The sequence below is a fragment of the Candidatus Arsenophonus nilaparvatae genome (assembly GCF_045346035.1).
GTDB lineage: Bacteria > Pseudomonadota > Gammaproteobacteria > Enterobacterales > Enterobacteriaceae > Arsenophonus > Arsenophonus nilaparvatae.
This window is the reverse complement of the sequence record NZ_CP158507.1, coordinates 1,117,130-1,130,202: the sequence shown is the minus strand read 5'-3', so window position 1 is coordinate 1,130,202 and position 13,073 is coordinate 1,117,130. Positions and strand designations below refer to the sequence as shown.

The following is a 13,073-nucleotide window of genomic DNA, read 5'->3' as shown; positions in this document are numbered from 1 at the left end:
TATTTTTAAGCAATACACTGGCTATAAAAATAAGTATTCTGCTCAGTTTTTTAGCTTTATTTTCGCGTTACTTCAGGCCGAGAAATAATCCAAATACCAAGCAAAATAAATACTACACCGACAAATTTAATCAATGTCGCCGATTCATTAAACCAAGGCAAAGTAACTGCGAATAAATAAACTAGTACATAGCTTAAACTAATCAGTGGATAAGCTTTACTTAATGCTAAAAATTTCAAGGCAAATAGCCAGCAAACCATCGAAAGCACATAGCCAATTAAACCGATAAAAATCAGCCCAAACGCCGGCAGATTTTCAAGTAACCAATTAACATCCATCCACTGATGATTTAATTTAAACTCAGGCAATATAGTTACTCCAGCTTTTAAACAAAGCTGAGCTAAAGTGGTCAATATTACACTACCGATACCCCAAAAGTAGCCTTTCATATATTTAATAAAACTATACCCAACATGATAATAAATACGCCGATCCAATGTTTGATACTGATCTTCTCTTGATAAATAAATTGTCCAATCACTGTAACGATAACAAAGTTAATACTTAACATAGGATAAGCAATACTAAGCGGTAAAATTTGTAGTAATTTAAGCCAAAATAGCATGCCTAACGCAAGCAAAATAATCGCTATTAGCAGCCATTTAATGGTTAAACTATTTTTTGCCGGCAAATCACTTTGCCAATATATCACCGCTTGCTTTTGGCAAACCTGTCCAATGCAAGTTAACAAGCTAACAATTATCAATAAGAAAAAATGTGTCATGGTTGCTGATAATAGGTCATTATTGCCATTCTTGTATTGCGAACTACATGATCAGGCTTAGGAATATCATCAGGCAGCCCTTCATTTCTACGTAATAAAAGAACCACTGAAATTTGTCCTTCTTTCCGTGACAAGCTAAGCCATTTAGCAAAATTTCCTTGTTTGATTAAGCGAAATTGGCTATCGGGATAATTTAAGCCGTATCTTAATTCACCTGATCTTTCATATAAATAAATATCACCTTGATGTAATTCCCATGCCAAAGCTGCGCCTAATCCAACATTATCCGCTAGCACAAACTTGCTTTCTTCCAACAAAGATATATTTTGCCGAATTAATTGCTGCGGTAGCTTAGAATCAATAGTATCTTGCGGTAATGCATAACTTATTGATAAGCTCAAGGCTAAAGAACATGCCGCGCCCCACAGCCAATACCTGGCATTGGATATCAGACTAAAATAGCCAATAATCAGCCAAATGCAAAAAACCGTTATACCTAATGCCAGTTTTGGCCATTCCAACGGGGTATATAAAGGATGCTCAACAAATAACCCCATAATAATCAAAGTAATAATTGCCAATATGGCAAAAGCGATATTGGTAAAACCGTTAAATTTAATGGCTGTCAAATTGCGATTTTTAACACAATCAACCGCATATTTTGCCATCATTAATGCAAGCGGTGCCATCACCGGCAACATATAAGTAAGTAATTTACCCTTAGCGATACTAAAAAATACAAAAGGGACAATAAACCAACAAAGCAGAAAAAACATTTCCGGTTTGATTTTTCGTTCCCGCCAACTTTTTAATAATGTACCAGGTAAAAGCCCTAACCAAGGTATTACACCAAGTAAAATAATGGGAATATAAAACCAAATAGGCGCTTTATGTTGGGCATCCTCTGATGAGAAGCGCTGAATATGTTCTACCCAGAAAAAGTAATGCCAATAATCCGGTTCATATTGATTGACAGCTAATGCCCAAGGAAGGCTTATTAATGCCGCACTGATGATGGCTATGCCACCAAATTTGAGCATCTCAGTAAAACGTTTTTGATACAACATAATTGGCAGCATGACAATAACCGGGATAGCTAAGGCTAAAAAACCCTTGGTCATAAATGCCATACCACAGGTAAGCCCCATAACTGCCCAGGCAAGTAACTTTGCAGCAACCGTTGATGCTTTTAATAACCAAAAACAACATAGCATACAAGCAGTAAGCCACATGGTAAGCATCGGATCGAGTACGCTATAGGTGCCAACCGCAAAAACCAAAAACATCGAAACATACATCAAAGTAGCAACAAACGCGACATTTCGATTACGCCACATTACCATTGCTAACCAGTAAATTAAGCCAGCGCTGATCATAGTTGCAAACACAGCACCAAAACGAACAGCAAAATTGGTATCACCAAATATCATTTGACTGATATTATTTATCCAATATCCGGCCACTGGCTTTTCAAAATAGCGAATATTAAGCAAGTAAGGCACAATCCAATCACCTTTTTGCAACATTTCTCGGCTAATTTCTGCGTAACGCGTTTCATCTGGCTGCCACAACAGTCGGCCATTTAACGGTACTAAATAGGTAAAAATAAAAAAAAGTGCTAATAAAAAAGCACCGGTTTTTTGTAACTGTTTAGTTAACATCAAGCGCTATACCTCGTGTTGACACCCTAGCCAACCCTCACGACCTGGAAAAGATGAACGAATAATTTTCCCGTGTGGTAAAGAATCAATATCATTAGGTATTAATTCACGCAACGGACAAAATACCATTTGTTCTGCAATCATTCTCGCTAGTAAGCTGTCAAATTGCATCGATTTAGACATACCTTCTACTTCAGTATGAATAGTATAAACAGGCGTTCCCGCATCTTCCTGCATCGCGTTAATAATAAAATCATTAAAGTTTTCATCTTTAACCAAAGTGCCAACAACTTCATCATAAGTCGGTAGTGTTACTGGAATTTGTACAGTACCAATCGAACCATCCGCTAAAATAGGACGAAAAGGATGGGTACCACGGCAATCACTATTATAGTCAAATTTAAAATTTTCTTTCGCCGTTAATACACGTTCATCGGCCCGCCAACCAGCCACAGCTGAACATTTCACGCTAGCGCCCGTTGCGGCTTCAAGCGCATCCACGCCTAATTTAATTTGTTCGACTAATTTGGTTCTTGGCCATTTACCTACATTAGCTTGCCAGCCTTGATGATCCCATGCATGTAGCCCAACTTCATGACCTGCATCCAATGTTTGTTTCATTAAGTAACCTAGATCATTGGCTATTTTTTTACCTGACCAGGCTGTACCGGCTAATAAAATATCCCAACCATAGAGTGATGTCGCATTCGATCTTAACATTTTCCATAAAAATTTAGGTCGAAACAGGCGCCATAAATGACGCCCCATGTTATCTGGACCGACACTGAAAAAAAAACTGGCTCGAATTTGATATTTAGCGAGCACTTTAAGTAACTGTGGCACACCTTCTTTGGTACCTTGATAGGTATCCACATCAATTCTTAAGCCAATTTTCTTCATTATTTTTTACCTAATTCTTCCGTCGCAGCTTGCAAAAAGAAATCTAAAGTTTCATCAATAGTCTGTTTCATATCAACAGTTGGCTCCCAATCGAGCAAGCGCCGCGCATTTTCAATACTAGGTCTACGGTGCTCAACATCTTGATATCCTTTACCATAATAACTACTACTTTCAATCTTTTTAAGACCAGCAAATGGAGGAAAGTGTTTACGTAACGGATGTCTTTCAAAACTGTCAAGTAGCATATCAGCTAATTGAGCAATGCTTGCTTCATTGGTCGGATTACCAATATTAATAATTTGACCATCGCATTTTTCATCTTTATTTTCAATAATACGAAATAATGCTTCAATACCATCTTTAATATCGGTGAAACAACGCTTCTGAGCGCCGCCATCAACTAATTTTATCGGTGAACCTTCGACCAAATTTAAAATTAATTGGGTAATCGCTCGTGAACTACCAATACGAGCAGAATGTAAACTATCGAGACGTGGGCCCATCCAATTAAACGGTCTAAATAGAGTGAATTTCAACCCTTCTTTAACACCATATGCCCAAATAACGCGATCTAATAGCTGTTTAGAAACAGAATAAATCCAACGCTGTTTGTTAATTGGCCCGACAATTAAACGAGAAGTATCTTCATCAAATTCTTTATCATCACACATCCCGTAAACTTCAGAAGTTGATGGGAAAATAATACGTTTATTATATTTTACACAATAACGCACTATCTTTAAGTTTTCTTCAAAATCTAACTCGAAAACTTTTAATGGATTGCGGGTATATTCAATCGGTGTTGCAATAGCAACCAGTGGTAAAATGATGTCACATTTTTTAATATGATATTCAATCCACTCAGTATGAATACTGATATCGCCTTCAACAAAATGAAAACGCTGATCATCACCAAAACGGGGATCATTAATAAAACGGGCAACAGCAGAAGAACTAATATCCAAACCATAGATATCATAGTGACCATCTGCTAATAAACGTTCGGTTAAGTGATTACCAATAAAACCATTTACACCCAAGATCAAAACACGCTTACGCCGTTTTACCTGGGTCGTCGGTCTAGCACCAACTCGCACGCCATTGACGATTCCCATTTCAGCCGCTAAACGCGATCCTTCAACGTATAATCCAGCTCCACTCTGCCCGGTCAGAATTTCAAGCACACCTTGACCACAAGCTATTTGCAATGGTTCGGTAGAAATGATTGTACCCGGTAATTTATCGTGTGATTTTTCTAGCACACGGGCACGCCAGACAATCATTTTACTCTCAGCCAAATAAGTAAATGCACCAGGATATGGCTCGGTTACCGCTCGTACTAAGTTATTCACTTCGGTAGCAGATTTAGACCAATCAATTAAACCATCTTCAGCGCTACGACGGCCAAAATAGGTTGCCTTACTTTCATCTTGGGGTGTTGCTGAATAATCACCTATTTTAATTAAAGGTAATGTATCAGCCAAAAGCTGTTCAGCCGCCTGACGAATTTTCTCATGTAACACTAATGCGGTATCTGTTGCATCAATAGAGATTTTTTTCTGTGCAACAATATCACCTGCATCCGGCTTGGCTATCATCTTATGTAATGTGACACCCGTTTCTGTTTCACCATGCAAAATAGCCCAATTGATCGGCACACGACCACGATATTTAGGCAATAAAGAACCATGCAAGTTAAAAGCACCTTTAGGGGCTAACGCCAATAACTCTTGACTAAGCATGTGGCGATAGTAAAAAGAGAAAATAACATCCGGTTGCATTTTCTCAATACGCTCAATCCAAAGTGAATGATTGACATTTTCTGGCGCAAATACAGATAAACCCATCTCAGCTCCCAAGCGCGCAACTGAGGAAAAGAAATGATTCTCTTTAGGATCATCTGTATGTGTAAAAACAGCCTGAATTTCAAAGCCCGCCTTCTGTAGCGCCTTTAATCCCACACAACCAATATCATGGTAAGCAAAAACAATAGCTTTCATTATTTTTTTTCCTGATTTTCGTCAGTATCTAGATGAACACCAACTATCTTTTGAATAAAGTAACGGGGTCGGGCACGAACATCATTGTACATTCTGCCAATATATTCACCGAGTAGTCCCATGGCAATAAATTGCGCGCCAATAAATATGAATAGAATAGCAAACAGCGTAAAAACACCCTCTGCAGCCCACATTGCACCAAAAATAAGACGCAAAATAATTAACAGAACCGCCAGTAAAAATCCACTTGCCGCAATAAAACTACCAACTACACTCAACAAACGTAACGGTGTAGTAGTTAAACAAGTGAGTAAATCAAACATTAAATTTACTAGCTTCATCAAGCTATATTTTGAATCACCAAACTCACGTTCTGCATGGGCAACATCAATTTCGATCGTTCTTTTAGCAAACGTATTTGCTAAAATGGGAATAAATGTACTGCGTTCATGACACTGTAGCATCGCATTAATAATATTACGCCGATAAGCACGCAACATGCAGCCATAATCGCCCATGGCGCGCCCAGTTGCTTTGGTGATCATGGCATTAATGATTTTTGACGCTGTTTTACGAAACCAAGAATCTTGCCGATTCATCCGTCTGGTCCCGACTACGTCATAGCCTTCTTCCGCTACCTGTACCAGATGTGGAATTTCTTCAGGCGGGTTTTGTAAATCAGCATCTAAGGTGATCACAAGATCACCGGTTGCCTGTTTAAAACCAGCCATAATGGCAGAATGTTGACCATAGTTACGATTTAAAATCACTGCGATAACGTGATTTGCCGGATTTTCAGCAGCATCCATCAGCAATCTAGCTGAATTATCAGCACTACCATCATCAACTAAAATTAATTCATATGGCTGTTTCAATCTCTGACAAGCAGCCAATGTTCTTTCCAATAACTGGGGTAAGCTTTGCTCTTCGTTATAAATAGGGATAACGATAGAAACTTTTTTTATTTCTTCAAAATCATTTTGAAAAGACACTATCTCGGCTCCGAAAAAATTTCATTAATAGCAGCAACAACGCGATCAACATCTTGAGCACGCATGTCAGGGAATAGTGGCAATGAACATAAGGTCTTCGAGTTCCATTCAGAATTAGGTAGAGAAAGAGATGGATAATGTTCTCTATAATATTTTTGCGTATGAGCCGCTCGGAAATGTAGACCAGTACCAATATTCTTCTCTTTTAAGCGTTCCATAAAACTATCACGGTCAATACCACAGACAGCTTTATCGACTCGAACCATAAACAGATGATTGGCATGTAAATGGGGATAATCGGGTACATCCAACATTTTTAACGGCAGATTGGCAAGCGCTTGTCGATAATAAGCAACAAGCTCTGCACGGCGTTTATTTATCTGTGTTAACTTTGTTAATTGAACAACAGCAATTGCCGCATGAATATCAGAGAGATTATATTTAAATCCAGGTTCAACGACCTCAGCCTGTGGTTTACGACCTTGTATTTGTCGATCGAAGGCATCTACACCTAAACCATGAAATTTTAAACATCGCAGACGTGTGGCCAAGGCATCATCATCGGTAGCGACTAAACCGCCTTCGGCACAAGTGATATTTTTAATCGCATGAAATGAAAAAATGGCGGTGCCCTGTTGACCAATCCATTCACTTTGATACTGAGTACCTACGGCATGAGCCGCATCCTCGATCAATGCGATATTGTTTCTTTGTGCAATCTCACGTAACGCGTCAAGATCGCATGGCGCCCCGGCGTAATGTACCGGAATAATCGCTTTTGTCTTAGGGGTAATCGCCTTCTCAACGACATCAGGCTGAACCATTAAAGTGTCACGATCTACATCAATCATGACTGGATGTGCCCCTAACAAGGTAATCACATTAATGGTTGAAACCCATGTTAATGAGGGGGTAATAACTTCATCTCCAGGACCAATTCCTAAGGCCATAAGCGTTATATGCATACCCGCTGTTGCCGAACAAAAAGCAATTGCATGCCGACAACCAAATTTATGGCGAAAGTCTTCTTCGAGTTGATGATTTTGCGGCCCGGTGGTGATCCAACCAGAACGTAATACATTTTCTACCGCCCGGATCTCTTCGTCACCTATTGCTGGGCGAGAAAAAGGAAGAAAATCATTCATGAGATTAACCTACTAGCAATTCATCTAATATTTTTTTAGAGTCAGTTGTCTATAATATCATAAAATAGCTTAACTACACATCAACATGACAATAACTTTCCAATCTAACTAATCAGAGCGGATTAATTTGTTAAATATACTTGGCTAAAGAGAATTTCATATTAGTTAAGTAAATTAAAAAGCAAAATAAAACCCCTAAAAATTCTTAGCAATAAGAAAGTGAATAAATAATAATAAGTAAATTTAAAGCCAATGTTAGTGCAATTTTGTTAATAAGTCTTTTTGATTAATAGAGCAAAATAACGAACTTTTGTTTAGGATTATATTGATATAATTGAATAATAAAAAAGCCGCTTTAGCGGCTTTTTAGAATAATAATGCATTATTTATGAGGCTTTATCTTTTCAACCCGGCCTTTCAACTTTTGCCCTGGTCGAAAAGTCACCACTCGACGAGCAGTGATGGGAATATCTTCTCCAGTCTTTGGATTTCGACCTGGTCGCTGATTTTTATCACGCAGATCAAAATTACCAAACCCTGACAGTTTCACCTGCTCCCCATTTTCTAATGAACGACGAACTTCTTCAAAGAAAAGTTCAACCAGGTCTTTCGCATCACGTTTGCTTATACCCAGTTTTTCGAACAGACTTTCTGACATTTCAGCTTTTGTAAGCGCCATAGGTTTAGTCCCTCAAGGATGCTTGGAATCGCCGTTTTAACGCAGCAACACATTTATCAACAGTTGCGGCAATCTCTTCTTCTTCCAGAGTACGATTTGTATCCTGCAAGATTAAGCTAATAGCAAGGCTCTTATAACCTTCCGCTACACCTTTACCACAGTACACGTCAAACAAGTTTATGCCAACTATATGATTTATGCCAATTTTCTTGCATTCAGCTAATACGTCCGCTGTTGCTACTTCTTCTGGTACTACAACAGCAATATCCCGTCGGTTGGCAGGAAAACGTGAAATCATATTTGCTTTAGGAATAACACGCTCTGCAACAGTATCCCACAGCAATTCAAAAACAAGTGTCCGACCATTCAAATCTAGCTTATTTTCCAGTTCAGGGTGAATAACGCCTATATATCCAATATAATCATTATTCAGATAAATCCCAGCGCTTTGTCCAGGATGAAGTGCAGGATCAGAATGAGCCTTATAAATAATATTGTCTAATTTTCCGGTTAATGCCAATATTGCTTCGACGTCACCTTTGATATCAAAAAAATCCACAGAGCGTTTTTCTTGTGACCAGTGCTCTTCATAACGATTGCCAGTAATCACACCCGCCAACATCAATTCTTGCCGAATACCATGCTCTGCTGTTACATCCGGCACAAATCGTAATCCAGTTTCAAACAGTCGAATGCGATTTTGTTGACGATTTTGATTGTAAATTACTGTCGTTAATAAGCCGGGCAATAAAGAAAGCCGCATTACCGACATATCTGCTGAAATAGGATCCGGTAAAATCATTGCATCAGAATCTGGATGCAGTAGTTGCTGAATTTTAGGATCAACAAAACTGTAGGTAATCGCTTCATTGTAATCACGATCAATTAATAATGTTTTCACTCGTTTTAATGGCAGCGCTGATTCACAACGGGGGGTCATAACTAAATCTGCATGTAACGGTACATCCGGTATATTATTATAACCATAAACACGGGCTACTTCTTCAATCAGATCTTCTTCAATTTGCATATCAAAACGCCAAGAAGGAGCAACCACCTGCCAATTATCTTGCTCACCATTCACTTGGCATCCTAAACGCTGAAGGATCTGGGTAACGTTAATATCTGGAATACAATGACCAATCAAGCGATCCAGTTTTTGCCGAGTCAGGGTTATTGTTGCCACTTTCGGTAAGTTTGTTTGATGGCTAACATCAATAATATTTCCAACCTCGCCACCACAAATTTCAACGATTAATCTAGTCGCACGTTCCATAGCTTTATATTGCAGCTGTGGATCAACGCCCCGCTCAAAACGGTGTGAAGCCTCAGTATGAAGACCATAATTACGTGCCCGGCCAGCAATCGCCAGTGGATCGAAAAAAGCACTCTCTAACAGAATATTAGTGGTTTTTTCATTAACGCTGGAGTGCTTGCCACCAAAAATACCGGCAATCCCTAAGGCATTCTTCTCATCGGCAATGACTAAAGTATCTGGCTTCAAAGTTACCTTGCTGTCATCGAGCAAAACTAATGTTTCATCCTGTTTTGCCATTCGAACAATGATCATGCCATTTAAGCGATCAAGATCATAAGCATGCAATGGTTGACCTAATTCTAATAACACAAAATTAGTAATATCAACCACCGGATCAATACTACGGATCCCCCCTCGACGTAATTTTTCTCTCATCCAGCTAGGAGTTTGCGCTGTAACATCGATGCCTTTTATTACTCGTCCTAAAAAGCGTGGGCATGCCATAGACGCTTCCACCTGAATAGGAAAAACACTAGCATCAGTGGCTTTAACTGGTTCAATTTCTATCGTATTTAACTCTAGGTTATTGATAGCTGCAATATCGCGAGCGATACCTAAAATACTTAAACAATCAGCTCGATTCGGTGTCAAACTTACATCAAAAATATGGTCATCTAGTTGCAAGTAGTTACGAATATCGGTACCAATAGGCGCGTCCTGTGGTAGCTCAATAATACCAGTATGATCATCCGAAATGCCAAGTTCAGAATAAGAACAAAGCATACCTTCAGAAAGCTCACCGCGGAGTTTTGTCGCTTTTATTTTAAAATTATCGGGTAAAACTGCGCCAATTGTTGCCACAGCGACTTTTAACCCTTGACGACAATTTGGTGCTCCACAGACAATATTGAGTAACTGTTCAGTGCCAATATTGACCTTTGTTAACCGTAACTTATCTGCATTAGGATGCTGAACACATTCAACAACCTCACCGACTACCACACGCTGGAATTGACCGGCGACAGATTTAACATCATCAATCTCCAGACCTGCCATTGTCATCTGCTCTGATAAGGCTTCACTGCTTATTGCTGGATTTATCCATTCACGTAACCAAAATTCACTCAATTTCATGTGATAATCCTGCCTTATCTAAATTGTTTAAGAAAACGAAGATCATTTTCAAAAAAAGCACGTAAATCCGTCACACCATAGCGTAACATCGTTAAACGCTCCATTCCCATTCCAAAGGCAAAACCAGAATATAAGTCAGAATCAATGCCAACATTGCGTAATACATTGGGATGTACCATGCCACAACCTAACACTTCTAACCATTTACCATTTTTATCCATCACATCAACTTCAGCTGAAGGTTCAGTGAATGGAAAATATGATGGCCGAAAACGAACGCAGGTTTTTTCTTCAAAAAAATGATTTAAAAAGTCATGCAATGTACCTTTTAAATTGGTAAAACTAATATTTTTATCAACAATCAAGCCTTCTGTCTGATGGAACATTGGCGTATGGGTTTGATCATAATCATTTCGATACACTCGACCAGGAGCAATAATACGAATTGGGGGTTGTTTACCCTTCATAGTACGAATTTGCACACCAGAAGTTTGTGTACGTAATAGACGCTTAGTATCAAACCAAAAAGTATCATGTGAAGCACGAGCCGGATGATGAGCTGGAATATTTAAAGCATCAAAATTGTGATAGTCATCCTCTATTTCAGGGCCGGAAACAACAGAAAAACCAAGTTCAGCAAAAAATTCTTCAATACGATCAATGGTACGAGTTACTGGATGAAGACTACCATGTTCGATCTGGCGACCTGGCAATGAAATATCTATTTTTTCTGCCGCTAATCGAGCATTCAATATCGTATTTTCTAACTGCTCTTTACGTATATTCAATGAATTCTGAACTTGTTGTTTCGCCTGATTAATAACTGCTCCTGCTGCAGGGCGCTCTTCTGCAGGTAGATCACGCAACGTTGACATCTGTAGTGTTAAATGGCCTTTTTTACCTAAAAACTCAACACGCACTGAATCCAACGCAGCAACATCCTGAGCTTTTTCTATGGCTGCTTTTGCCTGCGCAACCAACTCGATGAGATGTGGCATTGTTCCCTCTTCTTACGACCCTTTGGCCTAATCATTGTTGAAAATAAAATTTTTTAGCAATTACTAACAAAAAAGCCTCCATTTGGAGGCTTATCGCGGTTTTTCGTTTCTTTTCTTAAATGCGCGAAAGCCCCAAATTTTAGGTGCTAAAATAAAAAAAGAAACGAAAAAAAACAATTTTCATCTTTAAGCAGCTATTCATAAAATAACTCTTACTTATAATACAACGGGTCATCGATAATAAAAAAGAGGGAGCTAAGTCCCCCTTAATTTAACTGATTTAAGCTAACGCGCTTTTTGCCTTCTCGACTAATGCTGCAAATGCAACTTTATCAAAAACAGCAATATCAGATAAGATTTTACGGTCAATTTCAATTGAGGCCTTCTTCAAACCATTAATAAAACGACTATAAGACAAACCATTCTGACGAGCAGCAGCATTAATACGTGCGATCCACAATTGGCGGAACTGACGCTTACGCTGACGACGGTCACGATAAGCATACTGACCGGCTTTAATTACCGCCTGGAAAGCAACACGATAAACACGCGAACGAGCACCATAGTAACCTTTCGCTTGCTTTAATATTTTTTTGTGACGTGCGCGGGCTATTACACCACGTTTTACGCGAGCCATATATACCTCCTATCACTTCGAATTAAATTCGATAATCTTAAACTAAAAAATTCAAACTTATGCGTATGGCAAACAAGCCACTACCAAAACCAGGTCACCTTTAGAAACCATGGTTTTTGGTCGTAAATGACGCTTACGCTTAGTTGACTTTTTAGTCAGAATATGACGAAGGTTAGCGTGCTTACGTTTAAAACCACCACTGGCAGTTTTTTTAAAACGCTTTGCCGCACCACGTACTGTTTTGATCTTTGGCATTTTAAATATCCACTTCGCATTGTTAATTGTAACTAGCTAGGCGAATAGTTTTCCATCTAGATAGAACGCTATTACTTGATTGCCTAACTATTTCTTTTTCGGTGCAAGCACCATGATCATCTGACGGCCTTCGATCTTGCTTGGAAAAGATTCGACGACTGACATCTCATCCAAATCGTTTTTGATACGATTAAGCATATCAATACCGATTTGTTGGTGCGCCATTTCACGACCACGAAACCGTAACGTGATTTTGGCTTTATCACCATCATCCAGAAAGCGAATCAGGTTGCGTAGTTTGACCTGATAATCACCTTCATCTGTACCAGGTCGGAATTTAATTTCCTTTACCTGAATAACTCTTTGTTTCTTTTTTTGCTCTTTGAGCGATTTACTCTTCTCATAGAGGAACTTGCCGTAATCCATGATACGGCAAACCGGCGGCTCGGCATTTGGACTGATTTCGACTAAATCAACACCAGCTTCCTCGGCTTTTTCAAGAGCTTCTTTTAGACTGATAATACCAATCTGCTCGCCATCTAAACCAGTTAAACGAACTTCAGAAGCACGAATCTCCGTATTAATACGATTCGGGCGCGCCGTTTGAATTCTTTTTCCGCCTTTAATACC

14 protein-coding genes and 1 other annotated feature are annotated in these 13,073 nt (G+C 39.0%); all 14 genes read right to left on the bottom strand.

Annotated elements, in window-relative coordinates; all coding sequences use genetic code 11:
- Window positions 1–56: 56 nt before the first annotated feature.
- A complete protein-coding gene (gene arnF, locus WH390_RS05450) occupies window positions 57–449 on the bottom strand; it encodes a 4-amino-4-deoxy-L-arabinose-phosphoundecaprenol flippase subunit ArnF (protein WP_032115960.1) in 393 nt (130 codons plus the stop codon).
- Window positions 446–784 carry a 4-amino-4-deoxy-L-arabinose-phosphoundecaprenol flippase subunit ArnE gene (gene arnE, locus WH390_RS05445; RefSeq protein WP_032115961.1) on the bottom strand — a complete coding sequence of 113 codons (339 nt, stop codon included), beginning with the start codon at window positions 782–784 and terminating at the stop codon, window positions 446–448. The genes arnF and arnE overlap by 4 nt, the downstream gene beginning before the upstream one ends.
- The gene (gene arnT, locus WH390_RS05440; RefSeq protein WP_032115962.1) at window positions 781–2,445 is read right to left on the bottom strand and encodes a lipid IV(A) 4-amino-4-deoxy-L-arabinosyltransferase; all 1,665 of its coding nucleotides are present in this window, start codon (window positions 2,443–2,445) and stop codon (window positions 781–783) included. The genes arnE and arnT overlap by 4 nt, the downstream gene beginning before the upstream one ends.
- A 6-nt stretch (window positions 2,446–2,451) precedes the next feature.
- On the bottom strand, window positions 2,452–3,345 hold the full coding sequence (gene arnD / locus WH390_RS05435) for a 4-deoxy-4-formamido-L-arabinose-phosphoundecaprenol deformylase (RefSeq protein ID WP_032115963.1): 894 nt from the start codon (window positions 3,343–3,345) through the stop codon (window positions 2,452–2,454).
- Complete coding sequence (gene arnA / locus WH390_RS05430; RefSeq protein ID WP_032115964.1) at window positions 3,345–5,345, bottom strand: bifunctional UDP-4-amino-4-deoxy-L-arabinose formyltransferase/UDP-glucuronic acid oxidase ArnA; 2,001 nt, start codon at window positions 5,343–5,345, stop codon at window positions 3,345–3,347. Before arnA ends, arnD begins: the two co-directional genes overlap by 1 nt.
- Window positions 5,345–6,337 carry an undecaprenyl-phosphate 4-deoxy-4-formamido-L-arabinose transferase gene (gene arnC / locus WH390_RS05425; RefSeq protein WP_032115965.1) on the bottom strand — a complete coding sequence of 331 codons (993 nt, stop codon included), beginning with the start codon at window positions 6,335–6,337 and terminating at the stop codon, window positions 5,345–5,347. Before arnC ends, arnA begins: the two co-directional genes overlap by 1 nt.
- Window positions 6,337–7,482 (bottom strand): UDP-4-amino-4-deoxy-L-arabinose aminotransferase, encoded by a 1,146-nt coding sequence (arnB, locus tag WH390_RS05420; RefSeq protein WP_032115966.1) that lies wholly within the window; start codon window positions 7,480–7,482, stop codon window positions 6,337–6,339. The genes arnC and arnB overlap by 1 nt, the downstream gene beginning before the upstream one ends.
- A 382-nt stretch (window positions 7,483–7,864) precedes the next feature.
- Entirely contained in the window at window positions 7,865–8,161 is a 297-nt protein-coding gene (ihfA, locus tag WH390_RS05415; RefSeq protein WP_032115967.1) for an integration host factor subunit alpha, read from the bottom strand.
- Window positions 8,162–8,165: 4 nt separating this feature from the next.
- Entirely contained in the window at window positions 8,166–10,553 is a 2,388-nt protein-coding gene (gene pheT, locus WH390_RS05410) for a phenylalanine--tRNA ligase subunit beta (RefSeq protein ID WP_032115968.1), read from the bottom strand.
- A 14-nt stretch (window positions 10,554–10,567) separates the two neighbouring features.
- Window positions 10,568–11,551, bottom strand: coding sequence for a phenylalanine--tRNA ligase subunit alpha (pheS, locus tag WH390_RS05405; RefSeq protein ID WP_032115969.1), 984 nt, complete (start codon window positions 11,549–11,551; stop codon window positions 10,568–10,570).
- Between the two features lie 65 nt (window positions 11,552–11,616).
- Window positions 11,617–11,739, bottom strand: a sequence feature (Phe leader region).
- The gene (pheM, locus tag WH390_RS05400) at window positions 11,691–11,735 is read right to left on the bottom strand and encodes a pheST operon leader peptide PheM (protein ID WP_225507512.1); all 45 of its coding nucleotides are present in this window, start codon (window positions 11,733–11,735) and stop codon (window positions 11,691–11,693) included. (Overlaps the previous feature by 45 nt.)
- 92 nt (window positions 11,740–11,831) lie before the next feature.
- Entirely contained in the window at window positions 11,832–12,188 is a 357-nt protein-coding gene (gene rplT / locus WH390_RS05395; RefSeq protein ID WP_026821652.1) for a 50S ribosomal protein L20, read from the bottom strand.
- A 57-nt stretch (window positions 12,189–12,245) separates the two neighbouring features.
- The gene (gene rpmI, locus WH390_RS05390; RefSeq protein ID WP_032115970.1) at window positions 12,246–12,443 is read right to left on the bottom strand and encodes a 50S ribosomal protein L35; all 198 of its coding nucleotides are present in this window, start codon (window positions 12,441–12,443) and stop codon (window positions 12,246–12,248) included.
- 87 nt (window positions 12,444–12,530) lie between these two features.
- Entirely contained in the window at window positions 12,531–13,070 is a 540-nt protein-coding gene (gene infC, locus WH390_RS05385) for a translation initiation factor IF-3 (RefSeq protein WP_072012869.1), read from the bottom strand.
- Window positions 13,071–13,073 lie beyond the last annotated feature (3 nt).

Coding starts and splice junctions, on each gene's coding strand:
- arnF (WP_032115960.1), bottom strand. CDS start 449: ATGAAAGGCTACTTTTGGGGTATCGGTAGTGTAATATTGACCACTTTA.
- arnE (WP_032115961.1), bottom strand. CDS start 784: ATGACACATTTTTTCTTATTGATAATTGTTAGCTTGTTAACTTGCATT.
- arnT (WP_032115962.1), bottom strand. CDS start 2,445: ATGTTAACTAAACAGTTACAAAAAACCGGTGCTTTTTTATTAGCACTT.
- arnD (WP_032115963.1), bottom strand. CDS start 3,345: ATGAAGAAAATTGGCTTAAGAATTGATGTGGATACCTATCAAGGTACC.
- arnA (WP_032115964.1), bottom strand. CDS start 5,345: ATGAAAGCTATTGTTTTTGCTTACCATGATATTGGTTGTGTGGGATTA.
- arnB (WP_032115966.1), bottom strand. CDS start 7,482: ATGAATGATTTTCTTCCTTTTTCTCGCCCAGCAATAGGTGACGAAGAG.
- ihfA (WP_032115967.1), bottom strand. CDS start 8,161: ATGGCGCTTACAAAAGCTGAAATGTCAGAAAGTCTGTTCGAAAAACTG.
- pheT (WP_032115968.1), bottom strand. CDS start 10,553: ATGAAATTGAGTGAATTTTGGTTACGTGAATGGATAAATCCAGCAATA.
- pheS (WP_032115969.1), bottom strand. CDS start 11,551: ATGCCACATCTCATCGAGTTGGTTGCGCAGGCAAAAGCAGCCATAGAA.
- rplT (WP_026821652.1), bottom strand. CDS start 12,188: ATGGCTCGCGTAAAACGTGGTGTAATAGCCCGCGCACGTCACAAAAAA.
- rpmI (WP_032115970.1), bottom strand. CDS start 12,443: ATGCCAAAGATCAAAACAGTACGTGGTGCGGCAAAGCGTTTTAAAAAA.